19 protein-coding genes are annotated in these 18,042 nt (G+C 47.5%); 4 read left to right on the top strand and 15 right to left on the bottom strand.

Going from position 1 to position 18,042, the window contains the following annotated elements; translation table 11 throughout:
• Positions 1–25: 25 nt before the first annotated feature.
• The 13 genes from ACWIP2_RS14205 to ACWIP2_RS14145 form a co-directional block, all read right to left on the bottom strand.
• Positions 26–454, bottom strand: coding sequence for a DUF2147 domain-containing protein (locus ACWIP2_RS14205; protein ID WP_448520600.1), 429 nt, complete (start codon positions 452–454; stop codon positions 26–28).
• A gap of 1 nt (position 455) precedes the next feature.
• Positions 456–962, bottom strand: coding sequence for a MarR family winged helix-turn-helix transcriptional regulator (locus tag ACWIP2_RS14200; RefSeq protein ID WP_448520599.1), 507 nt, complete (start codon positions 960–962; stop codon positions 456–458).
• A gap of 72 nt (positions 963–1,034) precedes the next feature.
• A complete protein-coding gene (locus tag ACWIP2_RS14195) occupies positions 1,035–3,374 on the bottom strand; it encodes a sugar-binding domain-containing protein (protein WP_448520598.1) in 2,340 nt (779 codons plus the stop codon).
• Positions 3,375–3,476: 102 nt separating this feature from the next.
• The gene (gene atpG / locus ACWIP2_RS14190) at positions 3,477–4,367 is read right to left on the bottom strand and encodes an ATP synthase F1 subunit gamma (protein ID WP_448520597.1); all 891 of its coding nucleotides are present in this window, start codon (positions 4,365–4,367) and stop codon (positions 3,477–3,479) included.
• A gap of 30 nt (positions 4,368–4,397) precedes the next feature.
• On the bottom strand, positions 4,398–5,978 hold the full coding sequence (gene atpA, locus ACWIP2_RS14185; RefSeq protein WP_448520596.1) for a F0F1 ATP synthase subunit alpha: 1,581 nt from the start codon (positions 5,976–5,978) through the stop codon (positions 4,398–4,400).
• 33 nt (positions 5,979–6,011) lie between these two features.
• A complete protein-coding gene (gene atpH, locus ACWIP2_RS14180) occupies positions 6,012–6,569 on the bottom strand; it encodes an ATP synthase F1 subunit delta (RefSeq protein ID WP_448520595.1) in 558 nt (185 codons plus the stop codon).
• Between the two features lie 7 nt (positions 6,570–6,576).
• Positions 6,577–7,071, bottom strand: coding sequence for a F0F1 ATP synthase subunit B (gene atpF, locus ACWIP2_RS14175; protein ID WP_448520594.1), 495 nt, complete (start codon positions 7,069–7,071; stop codon positions 6,577–6,579).
• A gap of 106 nt (positions 7,072–7,177) precedes the next feature.
• Positions 7,178–7,426, bottom strand: a complete 249-nt coding sequence (gene atpE / locus ACWIP2_RS14170) for an ATP synthase F0 subunit C (RefSeq protein WP_250631094.1) — start codon at positions 7,424–7,426, stop codon at positions 7,178–7,180.
• Between the two features lie 51 nt (positions 7,427–7,477).
• Positions 7,478–8,521 (bottom strand): F0F1 ATP synthase subunit A, encoded by a 1,044-nt coding sequence (atpB, locus tag ACWIP2_RS14165; RefSeq protein WP_448520593.1) that lies wholly within the window; start codon positions 8,519–8,521, stop codon positions 7,478–7,480.
• On the bottom strand, positions 8,514–8,912 hold the full coding sequence (locus ACWIP2_RS14160) for a hypothetical protein (protein WP_448520592.1): 399 nt from the start codon (positions 8,910–8,912) through the stop codon (positions 8,514–8,516). The genes atpB and ACWIP2_RS14160 overlap by 8 nt, the downstream gene beginning before the upstream one ends.
• A gap of 5 nt (positions 8,913–8,917) precedes the next feature.
• Positions 8,918–9,139 carry an AtpZ/AtpI family protein gene (locus ACWIP2_RS14155; RefSeq protein ID WP_448520591.1) on the bottom strand — a complete coding sequence of 74 codons (222 nt, stop codon included), beginning with the start codon at positions 9,137–9,139 and terminating at the stop codon, positions 8,918–8,920.
• Complete coding sequence (locus tag ACWIP2_RS14150) at positions 9,108–9,527, bottom strand: bactofilin family protein (protein WP_448520590.1); 420 nt, start codon at positions 9,525–9,527, stop codon at positions 9,108–9,110. The genes ACWIP2_RS14155 and ACWIP2_RS14150 overlap by 32 nt, the downstream gene beginning before the upstream one ends.
• Positions 9,528–9,567: 40 nt before the next feature.
• The gene (locus tag ACWIP2_RS14145) at positions 9,568–10,416 is read right to left on the bottom strand and encodes a M23 family metallopeptidase (protein WP_448520589.1); all 849 of its coding nucleotides are present in this window, start codon (positions 10,414–10,416) and stop codon (positions 9,568–9,570) included.
• A 90-nt stretch (positions 10,417–10,506) separates the two neighbouring features.
• On the opposite strand from ACWIP2_RS14145, the gene porW reads away from it, so the two are divergent.
• Together porW and ACWIP2_RS14135 are read left to right on the top strand one after the other, a co-directional pair.
• Positions 10,507–12,756 (top strand): type IX secretion system periplasmic lipoprotein PorW/SprE, encoded by a 2,250-nt coding sequence (porW, locus tag ACWIP2_RS14140; protein WP_448520588.1) that lies wholly within the window; start codon positions 10,507–10,509, stop codon positions 12,754–12,756.
• Positions 12,753–13,430 (top strand): acylneuraminate cytidylyltransferase family protein, encoded by a 678-nt coding sequence (locus ACWIP2_RS14135; protein WP_448520587.1) that lies wholly within the window; start codon positions 12,753–12,755, stop codon positions 13,428–13,430. Before porW ends, ACWIP2_RS14135 begins: the two co-directional genes overlap by 4 nt.
• A gap of 66 nt (positions 13,431–13,496) precedes the next feature.
• Here the strand turns inward: ACWIP2_RS14135 and ACWIP2_RS14130 are convergent, their stop codons facing one another.
• Complete coding sequence (locus ACWIP2_RS14130; RefSeq protein WP_448520586.1) at positions 13,497–13,892, bottom strand: STAS/SEC14 domain-containing protein; 396 nt, start codon at positions 13,890–13,892, stop codon at positions 13,497–13,499.
• Positions 13,893–14,036: 144 nt separating this feature from the next.
• The gene (locus ACWIP2_RS14125) at positions 14,037–14,216 is read right to left on the bottom strand and encodes a hypothetical protein (RefSeq protein WP_448520585.1); all 180 of its coding nucleotides are present in this window, start codon (positions 14,214–14,216) and stop codon (positions 14,037–14,039) included.
• 71 nt (positions 14,217–14,287) lie between these two features.
• On the opposite strand from ACWIP2_RS14125, the gene ACWIP2_RS14120 reads away from it, so the two are divergent.
• Entirely contained in the window at positions 14,288–15,997 is a 1,710-nt protein-coding gene (locus ACWIP2_RS14120; protein WP_448520584.1) for a M14 family metallopeptidase, read from the top strand.
• Positions 15,998–16,035: 38 nt separating this feature from the next.
• Positions 16,036–17,799, top strand: coding sequence for a M14 family metallopeptidase (locus ACWIP2_RS14115; RefSeq protein ID WP_448520583.1), 1,764 nt, complete (start codon positions 16,036–16,038; stop codon positions 17,797–17,799).
• The last annotated feature ends 243 nt before the right edge of the window (positions 17,800–18,042 follow it).

The raw sequence follows: 18,042 nt of genomic DNA, 5'->3' as shown, positions 1-18,042 counted from the left end.
GATAAAGTTCGGATCTATGAAAAATTTATTGATGCTTATACCAGCTTTGGGTGCGATACAGAAACGCAATGTAACCACGTACTTTCAACACGCCGTTATCTACCCATAACTTACAGTCGTAAATTTTGCCGTTGTTGGGGTCTAAAATATCGCCTCCCTTAAACTCGTTTCCTTTCTTTTCCAGATTTCGGATGATAACCATGCCGATTACTTTCTTATTCTTGCGGTCGTCGGTACACTTGTCGCAAACAGGGTCGGCTACTTCGCCCGGGCGGTAGTAAATCTCCGTGATTTTGCCGAAGTATTTATCGCCTTGTTTGTAGATTTCTACAATCGAGCGCGGCTTGCCGTCCTCGTCGTCTATGGTTTTCCACTTACCGACAATATCTTGCGCGGTGCAAATATTTGCCAGCAGGCAGCCAAAAATAATCAGCGTCAGATAACAGGTTTTCATGTTATTGAATGGCTAAAGATTCCTCGTCTAAATCAATGGTAAGCAGCGGCAGTTTGTAGGATTCCACAACTTCATTGATCTTATCAATAGTTGCAAAAAATGCTTGCATCTGCTCTTCGCCGACAGCTTCGCGCACGCGCCTGTTAAATTCCTTTACTACCTGACGTGATATTTCGCGCTTTAGCTTCCCCTCTTCAGTCAGGCAGATCATCACTTTGCGGCGATCTTTTTCGTCTTGTTGCCTGTAGATCATCCCCTCTTCTTCCATCGTTTTGAGTATCCGACTCAGGCTACGGGCCTCCATGCCCATGAGCGGCGCAATTTTAGTTGCAGGAGTCCCATGCTCTTTATCAATATTGAGCAGTACAAATCCGTTAGAGTGCGTAATCCCATGATCGGCACCCAGCGCATTGTACATTTTGGCTATCGCAAGCCAAGTAGCTTTAACACTGAAATCTACCGACTGTTTCCTTTTATCCATCGCCTTTTTACCGCGTATTTCTGCCAAAAGTACGCAAAAAAATATTATGCTTGCATACTATCTCTGAATTTTTTCTTGCACTGCGCTTGTGGCAAAGGTTTATTCACCGATTTTGAGCAGCAGCGTAACCTCGCCTGTTTCATGGATAAATGCTGCGCGATTATCAGGTAATATGCGCAGCGTGATGCGGTCTGTTGCACCCATCAAAAGTAGAGGCGTATCTGAAGTTCGGGTTTGCAGCCAGTATAAATTGGCGTAATCAGTAGCGGCTTCCAGCCGATTATTACGGATGAAACCTGCCTGTGTTTGTCGGGCGGGCGGATCGGACATCGGCTGGGGCAATGCTGCCCATGCACTTGCCTCCTGCGCAAGATCGGGCAGCAGCAAGGCAAGCATACTGCCTGTATAGCGTATGCGCAAAATACCCTCATCGGAAACCGAGTAATTAATTGACTGAACAGGTGAGGAAGCCGCAAACTGTACGGTAATGCCCCCCTGCGGATCGGGAAGAATATCGGATGCGTCTTCTGCAAAGGGCACACCACTGATTTTGAGCGGCTTATCCCTATAAATCATCTGTGCAATGTGTCCGGAAGGATGAATTTGTACCTTCAGGTCGCCGCCGGCAAGCGTCCAACTCCGATCGGAAGCACGCACAGGCGCAACTTCTGCAAAACTGCCCAGCATCAGTTGCGGAATATATTGTTCGGGCGAAGTAATCGGGAAATGCCAAGTATAGATTTCGCTACCGGCAGGGGAAAAAATCGTTACCGACAGCAAGTCTCGCCCTTCCCAGTCCGAAGGTAAGTTGAGCAATAAACGATCGCTCGTACCGGGCGCTAGATTAGGTGCATATGTCGTTCCGCTGTCTGCAACTTCCTGTCCGTTCCCGCCGGCAAGCGGGTGCACAATGTTGGCAAGTTGCCAAACGATACGGCATTGATTCAAATTGATAAATGCAAAACGGTTGGTCGCCGTTAGTACCCCTTCAAAACGACCGCTTGGGCTGTTGCTGCTCAGTTGGATAGGCGACCACAGTTCCTGCAGCGTTGTAAAAGCGGCTCGTCGTTGTCTAAGCGCACTCACAATACCCTTTTCGGCTGTAGCAGAATCCTTGATGGTTGCCTGTCCCGCCTCCTGATAAACTTCATCGGCAAAAAATGGCAGAAGAGAACCAACTGTCTGATTGTCGCTGTCAATCGCCCGCCATTGTTGGATAAAATTGTCCATTGTTGGTGCTTGCATCGTAACCAGACTTTCAGGATAGATAGCAGGGCTATCTACACCTTCGCCCCTACCCTGCCAAAAAATTATGCTTGGACGACTACTCTCGCGGCGGAGTGCGGCAGAATTAGCCCCTGTATGGATGAGGTACAAGCCCAGCGAATCGCAAATATCAAGCAAATGGCTATCGGGATCTAAGGAAACGCGAACTGCATTTGCATGGATTTCTTTGAGCAACAGTCCGTCTAACTCGCTCACTTTTCTATCCACAGTCATACCGCTCTTGTACCAGAAGGCTCGATAATTTACTCCCCGCAACCGGACTTTTTTACCGTTGATAAAAAGCCCGTCGGGCTGCCATGTAACCGTGCGAAAACCTATTTGTTGTGTATGCCGATGCAACAGTTTGCCTTGCCTATCCTGCAAATCTATTATCAACCGATAGCGGCGTGGCAATTCGGCAGACCAAGTTTGTACGTTGTTAAAAATACCTGTAAGCTCAAAGCCAAACTCCTGATCTGCTGATTCGTTGGGCGTACCTTGCATGGGCATGCCTACGATAGCACCTTCAGCATCTTGCAGATAAGCCTTGATTTGCACGTCTGCCCGTTGGCTAATGTAAACTTGCGCCTGCAATTTGCCATCTACCTGCGCATTTACGGCTACGTCTGTGATGTGTACAATCGGTAAAATTTCCAGATAAACAGGTTTATAGATCCCGCCAAATGTCCAACTAAGTGATGGGGTTGGCTGTGCATCGGCGCTGCGCTTGTACACTATTACCTCCAGTTCGTTGCTTGATTCGCTTTGCAACAGCGCAGATATATCAAAACTAAAACGCCGATACCCCCCGCGATGCGTCCCAACAGGTTTGCCGTTGAGTTTTACCTCTGCATCGGAAAGCACCCCTTCGAATACCAGATTGATGTGTTTGCCCTGCCAGTTGGGCAAAGCCATAAACCGGTGTTTATAGATTGCCTTTTCGTCGGATGGCGGCATACCGAAACTATGGTTGCCAAAACCTTCCATTTCCCAACAAGACGGCACATTGATTTTCTGCCATGTGCCTGATTTCCTGCCTTTATCTATTAAAAAATCCCACTGCGAAGTATTCTCCTTGTCCGTGCCGGATAAAAAATGAATTTGTGCAGTCTGAGCAAACAAAGGGAAGACTGTGCATGTTATTAGGCACAGGCTGCCAATCAATTGGAGCATATAAGCTAGCGTTAATTCAAACCAAATTATATTTTTTGGCTGAAAAAAACAAAAGCCCCCTGCATATGCGAAGGCTTTTATTTGTGTGAAGTAAATTTAGGTTTATCCGTTGGCCAGTGCTTCAGCACCACCAACAATCTCGAGGATCTCCTTAGTGATGGCCGCCTGACGCGAACGGTTGTAAACAAGGCGTAACTCTCTGAGTAGTTCGCCCGCATTGTCAGTTGCTTTATCCATTGCTGTCATCCTCGCACCGTGTTCAGATGCATTAGAGTCTAGCAAGGCTTTATAGAACTGAATTTTAAGTGCTTTTGGCAGCAACTCGGCAATAATGCTTTCCTTATTAGGCTCGTAGGTAAAGTCTGTAGTGGCATCTGCTTTGTTTGGGTTGCCTTCAACAATTGTCTGTAGCGGCAAGTACGGAACAGTACGTACAATCTGCGTAGCCACGTTTCTGAACTCGTTGTAAACCAATTCAACAGCGTCGTACTTTTGGTTTACAAAACCATCCATTACAAACTCAGCAGCCAACTTAACATTGTCAAAAGACAGTTTGCCAAATAACTCTGTAAAGTCTTCTACCAATGGTACATTTCTGCGTCTGAAGAAATCGCGTCCCTTGCGGCCAACAGACAGAACTGTTACGTTGCCTGCGCGATACTGAGCAGCATATTTATCCATCAAAAGCGCATTACATGCTTTGATAACGTTTGCATTAAAACTTCCACAAAGGCCGCGATCGGAAGTAATACAGACAATGAGTACATGCTGTACGAGGCGGTTTTCAGAGAATCTGTTAGCAGATTGCTCTTGAACAGCCGCCATAATGTTACCCAAAATGCCTTGCAAACGCTGCGAATAAGGACGCATCTGCATAATAGCATCTTGCGCACGGCGCAACTTGGCAGCTGCCACCATTTTCATGGCTTTTGTGATCTGCTGCGTAGAGCGCACCGAGTTGATTCTATTTCTTACTTCCTTTAAACTTGGCATTGTTGAAATGCTTAAATAAATAAGTCAAAATTATTTTGCAAAACCTTTAGCCAGATCGGCAGCAACCTTTTTCAGAACAGATGTAATCTCATCGTCAAGTTTGCCCTGAGCCAAGCCTTTCAGCACCTCAGGATGGCTTGCTTCTAATTGAGTGGTGAAAACTTGTTCGAACTCGCGCACACGGTTTACAGGCACGTTATCTAACAAACCGTTGACAGAGGCATAAATAATGGCAATCTGCTTCTCAACCGGTACGGGAGAAAACTGTCCCTGCTTTAGAATTTCCTGATTGCGGCGGCCGCGCTCAATTGTCAATTTAGTAGCAGCATCCAGATCCGAACCAAATTTTGCAAAAGCCTCCAACTCGCGGAACTGCGCCTGATCCAGTTTCAACGTACCTGCTACTTTTTTCATAGACTTGATCTGGGCCGCACCACCTACGCGAGATACTGAAATGCCTACGTTGATCGCAGGGCGGATACCGGAGTTGAACAGGTTAGACTCAAGGAAGATCTGACCATCGGTAATAGAAATCACGTTAGTCGGGATGTAGGCAGAAACATCTCCGGCTTGTGTTTCAATGATCGGAAGAGCTGTAAGCGAACCACCACCTTTTACCTTGCCTTTCAGTGAAGGCGGCAGGTCGTTCATCTGCTGGGCAATCGCATCTTGCTTATTTATTTTAGCAGCGCGCTCCAGCAAGCGTGAGTGAAGATAGAATACGTCGCCGGGATATGCCTCGCGTCCTGGAGGACGACGCAGCAGGAGCGATACTTCGCGGTAGGCGACCGCCTGCTTAGATAAATCGTCATATACAACCAGCGCCGGACGACCTGTGTCGCGGAAATATTCGCCAATAGCAGCACCTGCAAACGGTGCATAGAACTGCATAGGTGCAGGATCGGCAGCAGGGGCAGCCACTACAATCGAATAAGGTAATGCTCCTCCTTTTTGAAGCGCCGCAACTACCTGTGCAACAGTAGAAGCCTTCTGACCCACAGCTACGTAGATACAGTACACAGGCTCGCCTTTATCATAAAACTCTCTTTGGTTCAGGATGGTATCAATGGCAACGGCAGTTTTACCGGTCTGGCGGTCGCCAATGATCAGTTCGCGCTGACCGCGACCGATGGGAATCATAGAGTCAATCGCTTTGATACCTGTTTGCAAAGGCTCATTTACAGGCTGACGGTAGATCACGCCCGGTGCCTTGCGCTCCAAAGGCATTTCAAACAATTCACCTGTGATGGGGCCTTTACCATCAATTGGCCTGCCGAGCGTATCTACTACGCGCCCTAGCATACCATCGCCTACACGGATAGAAGCGATTTTGCGGGTGCGTTTTACAGTATCGCCTTCTTTGATACCTGCAGAATCACCCAAAATTACTGCACCTACGTTATCTTCTTCGAGGTTCAGCACCAGCCCTTGAGAGCCGTTGGTAAACTCTAACAATTCGCCGGACTGTGCTTTTGTTAAACCATAAATACGGGCAACACCGTCGCCAACCTGTAATACTGTACCGACTTCTTCGAGTTCGGCCTCGGTTTTTAAGTTTGAGAGTTGCTCTCTCAATATTGCTGAAACCTCATCAGGTCTGATCTGAACCATGATCCTATATGCTTAAAGTGTTAGATTCAAAACTTATAATTCTTTGACGTAAGGGTTATAGCTAAATGCTTTTCGCAAATTATTCAGTTGGGATTTGACTGAATCATCTATCTGCCTGTCGCCAATAGTCAATATAAAGCCACCGATTAACTCAGGATCGTTTTTTACTTCTAATTCGATTGGTCTGCCTGCAATGCGGCGGGCTTCTTCGCGCAACATGCCGAGCGTCTCCTCGCTCAGTTCGGTTGCAGTAACCAACACCCCCTGCTCAACGTTATTGATGCGATTGTAGAGCTTGTGGAACTCAATGGCAATCGGCTCGAGAGAAGCCTCGCGCTGCTTGCGCACACTGATCTCAAAGAAGCTAATTGTCAGCGGATGAACGTATGGCGCGAAGATCTTGCGAAGTGCTTTCAACTTAATTTCACGGTTGATAATAGGGTTGCGGAGAAGCAAGCGAAAAGCTCTGTTTTCCTCGCACACCCGGGCGAAGAGCAACATGTCCTGATGCACTTCATCCAAAACTCCCTTTTCCTGTGCAAGATCTGCCAGCGATTTGGCATATCGGGATGCTACCTTAAACTCTGACATCGCGTTATTAGTTGACTTTCAGATCCTTCATGTATTCTCTTACCAGTTGTTCCTGTGCAGAACGGTCGCTCAGTTTTGTACGAAGTATTTTTTCTGCCAGTTCCAGTGAGAGACTTGCAATCTGGTTTTTAACTTCGGTCAGCGCTGCATTTTTCTCGTTCTGAATGGTTTCTTGTGCCTGCTTCATTAGGCGCTGTGTTTCTATGGCAGCCTTTTCCTGTGCTTCACTAATAAGGCGATCGGCGGCGGCTTTAGCATCGCGCAGCATTCTGTCGCGCTCCAAGCGGGCTTCCTGCAAGAGGGCTTCGTTTTCGTTTTTTAGCTGCACCATCTCTGCGCGAGCACGGTCAGCAGACTTCAGCGCCTCGTCAATAGACTTGTTGCGCTCGTCAATACTGTCAAGAATAACTTTCCATGCAAACTTTCTGAGCAGGAAGAGTACGATGATGAAGAATAAACTTGTCCAGATAATTAGGCCGAGGCCGGGAGTAACCAATTCCATTAGTATATGATGTGTTTAAGTCAAAGTCGCAAAATCAACTTCTGTTGCCATTCAGAGAAAAAGAAGCCGCCTGCACCAGCTGCCGGCGGCTTTCTTTCATTGGGTTTTAGGCGTTACCTACGATGAAACATACCGCGATAGCAAACAGCGCGGCACCTTCGATCAGACCCGCCGAGATCAGCATAGCAGTTTGGATACGACCGGCCATTTCAGGCTGGCGAGCCATAGACTCAACAGCGCTGCCACCGATACGACCGATACCCAGACCTGCGCCCAGAACTGCAATACCTGCACCAATACCTGCGCCCAGTGCGCCTGTAGTGCCGGTCATTTCCAGAAGAATGTTAGACAACATGTGTGATAAAAATTAGAGATGTATGATAAATTGAGTAAGTAAGTCCAAAAATTAATGGTGTGCTTCCTGATGCTCGTGTTCTTCAACTGCAAGACCGATGAACAATGCAGAAAGCAGAGTAAAAATATATGCTTGAAGCGCCGCAACAAAAAGCTCAAGGAAGGTGATTGCTACAACAACAAAACCTACAGGCAAGCCCAAAATCGCATTTTTAAAGATAAAAATAAAACTTACAAGGCACAAAATAACGATGTGTCCTGCGGTAATGTTGGCAAACAAACGAATCATCAGCGCAAAAGGCTTTGTCAGGATACCGATTAATTCCACCGGAATCATAATAATCAGCATCAGTTTAGGTACGCCCGGCATCGCAAAAATGTGTTTCCAGTAGTCCTTATTACCTGAAATATTGGTAATGATAGCCGTGAAAGCTGCCAATGTCAGCGTAAATGCAATATTACCCGAAGTATTAGCACCGGTAGGAATCAGACCGAGCAGGTTGTTTACCCAGATAAAGAAAAACAGAGTCATCAGGTAGGGCAGGTAAGTCTTGTATTTCTTCTCGCCAATGTTGGGAATAATAATATCGTCGCGAACAAAAATAACCAACGGCTCAATGAAAGACTGTAAGCCGCTTGGCGCTTGTCCGGGGCGCTGCTGATAGGCTTTGGCTACCGAAATAAATATGAACACCAACAGCACGGAAGCAAGAAACATAGAAGCCACGTTCTTAGTAAATGACAGATCAATGATTTTCTTACCGTTTGCTTCTACGATATGCGAATGCTCAAGACGATATACACGATCGCCGCGTACTACTTGTCGCTTGCCATGATCAAACTCGCTGGAGAGGAAAACATCCAAGTTGCCATCTGTCAACAAAATTACAGGAAGCGGTAGCGAAACCTGAACAACTGTACCATCGCTTTTGGTATAATCAAAAAAGTGCCAATCATAAGCGTCACCAATATGGTGTAGGATCATTTCCTTTGGTGAAAAATTACCATCGCCTTGATTTTCGCCTTTGGCGAAAGCAGCATTTGAAAAAAATATGAAGCTGCTGATTATCAGTAAGTTACGTAAGATTTTAAGCATCTTTTTTATCCGTCTTTCCGGAATTTTGGCGCAAGTTAGCCACCAATGATTTAATTTCAAAAGCAGTGAACAAGAAATACATCATAAAGAAAGTAATCGTAAAGTGCCAGCGGGTCTCTTTGTCTTTGACCTGCCAGAAAAATACGCCCAAAATAACAGCCGAAATCAGTAAGCGTACCGCCGTTGCACCGAGTGTGTAGTTGGGGAAATCGAGCGGTTCTTTGTTGCTTTGGTGTACCATATAATAAGTAAGCAGTGTAATTGCGGTAAAATAGCCGAGCAGGTACCACGAGTATGCAACAACCAATTGTGGCTGCCAAAGTCCCAACAATATGAGAACGCCCGCACAGCACACAACGAGGAGGGAAAGGCTTTTGGCAAATGGCTTCATACTTATTACGGATTATTTTTTATCAGACTGCGAAGGATATGAAAAAGTGCCGCAAATAAACATAGCATCATACAGAACATGGTGCCAAAGGATTTGGGAAGTTCAAAAAATGTATCAACCCACCTACCGGCCCAGTAGCCCAGTACCAATGCGCCCGCAAGCTCAAAAGCCATTCCCGAATACCTCAGGTAGCTGTTACGCTGTTTTTGCGGTTTGCTTGATGGCATCTTCCGGTTTGTTTACTTTGATGCTATCGCCCATTTTGCAAGTACCATTGAATTTTGCGCCATTTTCGACAACGAGTTTTGCAGTATAGACCTCCCCTGTAATCACGGCACTCGACTTCAGGATTAATACTTCACTCACTTCTATCATTCCTTTCACTTCTCCTTCAATCTCAGCATTTTGTGTGTAGATATTACCTTCTACAAATGAGCCGACACCCGTTGCCAGTTTTTGCTTGCATCTGATATTACCTTTTACTATACCATCAATGCGGATATTTCCCGGCGTTTCTATGTCGCCCGTAATCTGGGTGCCTTTGCCAATGATATTAGCAACGGAACTGATGTTTTCCTGTACTTTTCGCTCTTCTTTTTTAGATGAGTTAAACATAGGTGCGAATGGGTTAATGCTTCATTACTGAAGCAAATTATTAAAAAGAAATGTATTGTTCCGGATTCACGGGACTGCCGTTGTGCCAGAGTTCGAAATGCAGGTGCGGTCCATCGGTCAGTTCGCCTGAGTTGCCGATAATAGCGATAATATCGCCGGCGCGGATGTTATCGCCTACTTTTCGAAGCAATACCGAGTTGTGTTTGTAAAAAGAAATTAATTGGTTTTTATGCTGAATACCAATGGTATAGCCCGAGTCCTGTGTCCATGAAGAGATAATCACCGTACCATCGGCAATAGCTTTAATGGGTTCGTTCTTGCGGGCAACTATATCTACCCCATAGTGCTGTTTGTCAGGGTCAAACCTGCCTAAAAGTACACCTTTGATCGGCGTAAAAAACACAAAGTCTTTCAACTGTGCATAGGTAGCGCTGCGAATCGTGCGCGCAGAAATAGCTTCCATCTCAAATTGCGCCCGAAAGGCTGCATCTACAGAATCTATCTGCTCTACTTCTTCCGGAGGCACTTTAACGCTTCTTCCTACCGTTTTGATATCGTTATTAGGGGTTTCGCCGCGCATCACCATTTGCAGGTCGTTGATGTACCGATCCCGAATGGCAATCGCCTCAGCGAGCGAGTCAATGGCTGTAGAAAGCCTAAATATCTGCCGATGAATGTTTGCTTCACTGTGCGATTCTCCTTGTATCTTAGTGATTACCAAGTGCATACCCCAACCGATGAGCAAACTTAAGCTAAACAGCCCGACTGCGATCACAACTAAAAAAGCTAAAGTTATACGTGTACTGAATCGCGGCGCAAGCGTTTCTTCATCGCGTACAACAAGCCACATGCGGTGGGAGAGCCAGTCGTAAATCGTTTTCTTTTCCAAAAAGTGCAAATGATTTGTGGCAAAAGTAATAATTTTATTTCGGTTTTGGGTTAATTTCTCGTGCCATCCTTTTTGCTATATTTGCAAGTAATGCACAGCATCGCTTATGGAAACAACTCTACATCTTCTTCCGACGACCTGATTTTCATGCGAATAATCATCTCTTTGCGCCTTTTGTTGCCGCTGTTGCTATTAAATGCTTGCCAAGTATATCACGATACAACAGCTCGCTACAATGCTTATTTTCTTGCCAAAGAAAAAATGATAGAGGTAGAGGCTGCACTGTTAGCTGCTGCTCCTACAGACTACAGCAATATTTTATATGTATTCCCCCGCATAGACTCTGCGGCAGGCGCTTCGCAGCAAGCAGGTCTGGACTATGTCATCGAAAAGGCTTCTTTGCCCATCAAACTACACGAACGCAGCAAGTGGGTGGACGATTGCTACCTGCTCATTGGCAAAGCTCGCCTCTACATGGGCGACTTTCGCAATGCGGCTACTACCTTTAAGTATGTGAACACGAACAGCCCCGACCCAGACGCACGACATACGGCATTGGTTTGGTTGCAAAGGCTATTCATCGAACAAAACAACGAAAAGGATGCACTCTACGCAGCCGAGTACCTGAGTAAAGATGCCAACCCGATCAACAACGATAATGCCCGCGATTTTTATTTGAATATGGCGCATTATTATCGCTTAAAGCAAGATTTGCCCCGCACAAGCGCCTATTTGGAAAAAGCCTTGCCCTACATTACCAATAAAGAACTACGTATCAAGGTGCTTTTCATGATTGCTCAAATCAGCCAAAAGTTGAATAAGCCCGAAAAAGCCTATGAATATTACAGCCTACTAACGCGCAGCAATCCCCCCTATGAGATTCTATTTCTTTCGCAACTTAATACAGCAAGTGCAGTAGATTTCGGCGATGCTTCGGCAGTTGCCAAAACCGAGCGCACCCTACAAGCGTTGTTGAAAGATCCCAAAAACCAAGAATACAAAGACCGCATCTGGTATGAAATCGGTAGCTTTGAAGTGAAGCGCGGTCGCATCCAGATGGGCATAGAAGCCTATCAGCAGGCGCTTTTAGCCGCCCCACAGCAGAAAGCGGGAGCTTATCTGCAACTGGGCAAGGTGTACTACGAACGCCTGCAAGATTATACCAAAGCTGCTCTGTACTACGACAGCGCCGCGCAAACCCTGCCAAGCACTGCCCCCGAATACGATGCGGTGAAAAGACTGGCAGGCATTCTACAGGAATTTGCCGAAGAACAGCAGAAAATTAAACAGTCCGAGCGGCTGCTCGCCCTTTACGGCATGAGCGAACAAGAACGCCGCCAGACACTCGAAAAGGAAATTGCCGATGAGAAAGCCGCAATAGACCGTCAGATCAGAATAGCACAACAGCAACAAGGCAAGACGGGCAATCGCCGGCCTATGCCTGCGGCTAACACTGCTGCAACAACGCCTGCGGGTAATACATGGTATTTCTACAACGCACAGACAGTTGCCAACGGCAGAACAAGTTTTGCCCGCACATGGGGCAATATCCCACTGGCGGACAACTGGCGACTTTCCGACAAGGTACGCGACTCGCCGCCCGATCAGGTAGCTACAACTGCACCTGAAGAAAATAGCAACAAACGCCAAAACCAATCGGCACCCGAAGCAGACAGATATGCAGCCGTTAAGCCTTTAGACATACGCCTTTCTGAAATACCTGCCAACGACGAGGAAGCAAAACAACTCCGCCTCACGCTGGCAGAAGCGCTCTACCAAACAGGTAAAATGTATTTTCAGGTGTTGGAAGAGCCGCAGAAAGCACGTGCCGACTTGGTGCGATTCGTAGCGCTCAGCCCCGACCACCCCAAAGTACCCGAAGCACTCTACACAATTGTCAGACTTTGCAGCGAACAGCCCAACTGCGAGTCGGATACTTACAAGCGTCAGTTGCTGGAGAAATATCCCGATTCGTCTTATGCGCAACTGCTCAACAAATCATCCGGCGATAAGGACGCTTCCTTAGCCGATGTTATTACAGCGCAGGCAGCAGCAAGCGCTGAGGTAGTGCAGGCATATGCCCTCGCCTACGAGTACTACCAAAGCGGGCAATATGCGCAGGCGATTACTGCGTTTAGTCAGTTGGAAAGCCGCTACCCCGGCAATCCGCTCAGCGAGCAGGTTACAATGCTCAAAATACTTTCGCGTTTAGCCTTAGAACCGACCTCTGCACAGGCAGAAACCGACCTGAAAAACTTTGCTGCGGCAGCCCGTCAAACCGAACTGGTAGAAATGGCGAAAGCAGTTTTACAAAAAATAGAAGAAAGAAAACAACCATGAGTCGCACAATTGCAGCCATTGTACCCATGCGCCACAACAGCGAGCGCGTTCCCGGAAAAAACTACCGTCTTTTCAACGGTAAGCCGCTTTTTCACTATGTAACGGAAAGTTTACTGAATGTGCCTGCCATTACGCAGGTGGTGATAGATACCGACAGCCCAACGGTGATGGACTACGCGCGTCAATACTTTCCGCAGGTACTACTGCTGGAGCGCCCTGAGCATTTGCGCGACGGCTCGATCCCGATGAACGATGTGCTGCTCAACGTCATCAATCAGGTGCAGGCAGATTTTTACCTGCAAACGCACAGCACCAACCCGCTGCTAAGCGCTGCCACCATCCAAAAAGGTGTGGACTTGTTCCTCAGTCAGTACCCGATCTACGATTCGCTATTTGCCGTTACGCGGCTGCAAACGCGCCTGTGGGACGAACTGGCGCGCGCGATCAACCACAACCCGAATATTTTACTTCGCACCCAAGATTTGCCCCCTGTTTATGAAGAAAATTCGTGCCTGTATCTGTTCGATAAAAAAATTTTGATGGAAAGGCACAACCGCATCGGCAGCCGCCCCTACCTGCTGGAAATTCCTAAACACGAGGCCTTAGATATTGACGAAGAAATAGATTTTACCATCGCTGAGATGGTACATCGGGCATTTTATCCGGCGGTTTAGCGTAGCCTTAGCACTAAACCGCCGTCGGGCCGATGTGTCAATATCCCATTCTAATAACGGACTTTGCTAATGCTTCGTACCGAGTTGCTGATGCGCCCATGCTTCGGCTTCCTGATAAGTGCTGCATACCAAGTAAGGCACAGGTTGTGGCTGGATAGTAAAAATTGCCTGCAACACATTCCTAACGATCGGATTGGGGATGACGTAGGCAGTGCCTCTGCAAAAGGTCGTCATCAGGTTATGGTTGTCTTTGAGCCACTTTGCCTGCATCTTCTGATACGTCAGACCGGGCAAGCTGGCTTTGCCCGCATCAAAAATGATGGCAAGGGGAGTTTTATTGTCATAGCTCTGTCTTACTTCCTCCAAGTAGTGAGGGAAATTATCGGCTTGTGCAGACTCGCCTGTGAATACAACCTTTACGATCGGAAATCCACTTCGGTCTATCTCGGCATACTTTTTCATAGTGATTTGGGTTTATTTGCTACAATAACTCATTGGGGAACATTTAAGATTATGCCTCGAACAAAAAAATGCACAAATCTTATCCCTTGCTGAACATAATGCGCCGCAGTTCGGGGTCTTTGCCAAACTTCCAGATGAGCCCATCTACATAATAGTAGTGATAAAGCGATCATTGTAAAAGGCACACCAGCCCATAGCTGTCATCAGGAAGCCTGCGGCAACGAACAGCCCCAGCCCCCATGTGTAGAGAAAGCAACGGCAGTTAAACTCTTCTTTGTCTAAGCGCGGGCTGACGATCCAACAGGTGGCTGCAGTTGATTTCATGCCAAAGTTTAGCAAACATATTTTGATTTTTAGGCTAAATTACGGCGCTTCAAAAGAACAATCTTACTTGCATGAAACACAAACACTTGCTTTGGATGGGGCTTACCTGCCTTTTATGGGCAGGTTCAGCACAAGCCCAGCAGTCGTATCAGAACCATGAGCAGCGCACTTCGCGGCTCAGAAATCTGGCTTCTGCCAACAGCTCATTAGCTTCTGTAAAATCTATCGGGAAGAGTCGCGGACAGCGCGACATCTGGTTGCTCACTCTGAGTAAAGGCGATGCAACCAAAAAACCGGCCCTGCTTATTGTAGCGGGTATTGAAGGGGCGCACCTTGCCGGAACAGAAACCGCCATCCGAATGGCTGAGAAAATGCTTGCAGGAGCTTCTAAAGATTCTATCGCCAAACTGCTGGAAACCAAAACGATCTACTTCATTCCTTCTGTCAATCCCGATGCGCAGGAACAATGGACGGCTAAGCCTCGTTTTGCCCGCAGCGAAAACGGATTGGACTACGACAACGACCGCGACGGTCGGCTGAACGAAGATCCGTTTGAAGACCTCAACGGCGACGGACTCATCACTATGGTACGCATAGAAGATCCAACGGGAACTTTTATCGTGTCTAAAGACGATCCGCGTGTACTAGTAAAAGCCGATGCAGCCAAAGGCGAAAGCGGCAAATACATCCTCATCACCGAAGGAACAGACAACGACAAAGACGGCAAATTCAACGAAGACGGCCCGGGCGGAGTAAATATTGACAAAAACTTCACTTTCGATTATCCCATTTTTGTGGACGGTTCCGGCGATTACGCTGCCTCCGAGCCTGAGACGCGTGCGCTGGCAGATTTCCTATACAGCACTGCAAACATCTTTGCTGTGCTCACTTTTGGACCTGCCAACAACCTGAGCGAAGCGCCTAAATTTGACCAGTCGAAAGTTTCGCGCCGCATCATCACAGGCCCTACGCAGAAAGATGCAGCCGCAATGGATCAGGTTTCCAAGTTATACAACTCACTGGGGCTGAAAGATGCGCCTGCCATGCCACAAAGCAAAGGCAACTTCGCACAAACTGCCTATTTCCACGCCGGACGCTTCAGTTTTACTACCCCGGGCTGGTGGGCGCCTAAGGTTGAAGCTGCCAAAGACACTACCAAAAAGGCTGATGCGAGTGCAAATACTACTGCGGATACAGCTGACGCAGGAGGACGCAAAGGTGCAGGTGCAGGAGCTACTGCCGAAAACGACGAAGTGCGTTTCCTCAAATGGGCAGATCGCGAGAAACTCACCGACGTATTTGTGGAATGGAAAGAAATCAAACATCCCGATTTCCCGGATAAAAAAGCCGAAGTAGGCGGACTGGCGCCTTATGCCAAACTCAATCCGCCTGTGAATTATCTGAACGAAACTGCCGACAAACACGTGCAGTTTATTGCAGGTATGGGAATGCAAATGCCTGATATACAAATTGTAAACCTAAAAACCGAATCGCTGGGCAATGGCTTGAACCGCATTACCTTGCAGGTAGTCAATAAGGGGCTGTTGCCAACTTATGCCGACCTCGGCGACCGCGTGCGCTGGGTGAAAAAGGTAAAAACAGAATTGTTTTTGGGCAACGGACAAACCATCGTCTCTGGTCGCAAAATCAATTTGCGCAATGCACTCGGAGCAGGTGAGATGGAAGAATACACCTGGCTGATCTCAGGCACAGGCAAACTGACCATTCAGGCAGGATGCCCAACAGCAGGCACAGCTTCTGCCGAAGTAACCCTGCGCTAACAAAGGCGTTTTCACAAACAACATTCAAAAAAACACCCATGATTAAGAAAATATTTTCAGCAGTCCTTTTGTGTATCGTTGTACACATAGCTGCCTTTTCACAAACCGACCCCGACCTGACCGGTATGCGCGCCGTAGGTACGCCTGCCAATCCAAAGGTAAAATGGGCATGGAACTACTACATGGACTATGCCGGCATTATGAAACTTTCGCAAGATCTGGCAAAGGCTTATCCAAATCTGGTAAAGATTGAAAATATTGGCAAGTCCACGCAAGGACGCGACATGATCGTACTTGCCATTACAGACTACAAAAAAGGCAATGCAGACCGCAAACCGGGCTTCTGGATTGATGGCGGTATCCATGCCAACGAATTGCAAGGCACGCAGTTTGCTATGTACACGGCTTGGTATCTGGCAGAAAGTTTTGGCAAGGTAGAATACATCACAGAGATGCTGCAAGACAGAATTTTCTACATCCTGCCTACGCTTAGTCCTGACTCGCGCGAGGAATTCCTCTTCAAACCAAACACAGCTAACTCGTCTCGCACAGGACAAGTAGCCTTAGATGACGATGGGGACGGCTACATAGACGAAGACGGCTATGACGATCTGGACGGCGACGGACACATCACGATGATGCGCCGCAAATCGCCTACCGGACGCTGGAAGGAAGATCCTAACTATCCTTCCCGCATGATCCCCGCCAAGCCCGACGAAAAAGGCGAATATGAAATGCTGGGCTTTGAAGGCATAGACAACGACGGCGACGGGCAAGTAAACGAAGACCTTCCCGGCACCTATGACCCGAACCGCGACTGGGGCTGGGGCTGGCAACCAGACTACATCCAGCGCGGAGCTTTCTACTATCCCGGTACGCTCATTGAAACCCGCAACGTAAAGAATTACATCTACAGCCGCCGCAACATCGCAGGTGCGCAGAGTTATCACAACTTCGGCGGGATGTTCCTGCGCGGCCCCGGCGCTGAGGAAGACCAGGGCTTCTACAGCCAGTCTGACATTGCCGTTTATGATCTGATTGGCAAACAAGGCGAAAAAATGATTCCGGGCTACAACTACTACGTACTCTGGAAAGACCTCTACACCGTTTACGGAGGCGAAATTGACTGGCTGGCGCTGGCACGCGGCATTTTTACCTTCTCAAATGAGATTAACACATCGTACCGTCTGTTCAACCAAAAATCCACCGAAGGGCGTTTCCAGAACGACGAGTTCAACGAGTTTGACAAGTATTTGCTCTTTGGCGACGCTTATGTAAAGTGGAAACCTTACAAGCACCCGCAATACGGCGATATTGAGATCGGCGGCAGCAAGAAAAACAACATCCGCAACACGCCGGGCTTTATGCTGGAAGAAGAAGGACACCGCAACATGGCGTTTACGCTGTTGCACGCCTACCATATGCCTAAAATTGAGATTGCCGAAATCAAATCCAAGAAGCTGGCAGGCGGACTAACAGAGGTAACAGCTACAATTATCAATACCCGTGCGATGCCTACGCACTCCTCGCATGATATACGCTACAAAATCGAGCGCCCGGACTACATCACAATTAAAAATGCGCAGGTCGTAAGCGGTATGATTGTGGAAGATGAGTTCCTCAACCTTACCCGCGAGCAAAAGCACAATCCGCAGACAATCGAAGTAGCAAACATTCCCGGTACGCTGAACAACGGCGGCAACTATGCCGTAAAGGTGCGCTGGATCGTGCGCGGTTCTGCCGACAAATACACCGTAGAAGTGGACAGCATGAAAGGCGGCGTAGTCAGCAAAACTGAGTAGTACTGTATAGTTGTGGTTGTTCGTGAGACACGAACAACGGCACAATACGGTTGTTCGTGAGATACAAACAACGGCAATAGTAGAAAATAATATTTCCATTGTTCGTGTCTTTTAGATTTGCAAGTGTTAAGATACTAAGTGTTTGTTGGGTAAGAGTGAGTGGATATCTGGATTAACCAGTATTGGATTTTCCAAGGATTATTTGCTCTTTGCCAACTAACAGGATATGGAAGCTCATAGGCG

The sequence above is a fragment of the Rhodoflexus sp. genome (assembly GCF_053489755.1).
The sequence above is the reverse complement of the archived record's forward strand: the minus strand, read 5'-3'. Positions and strand labels throughout refer to the sequence as shown.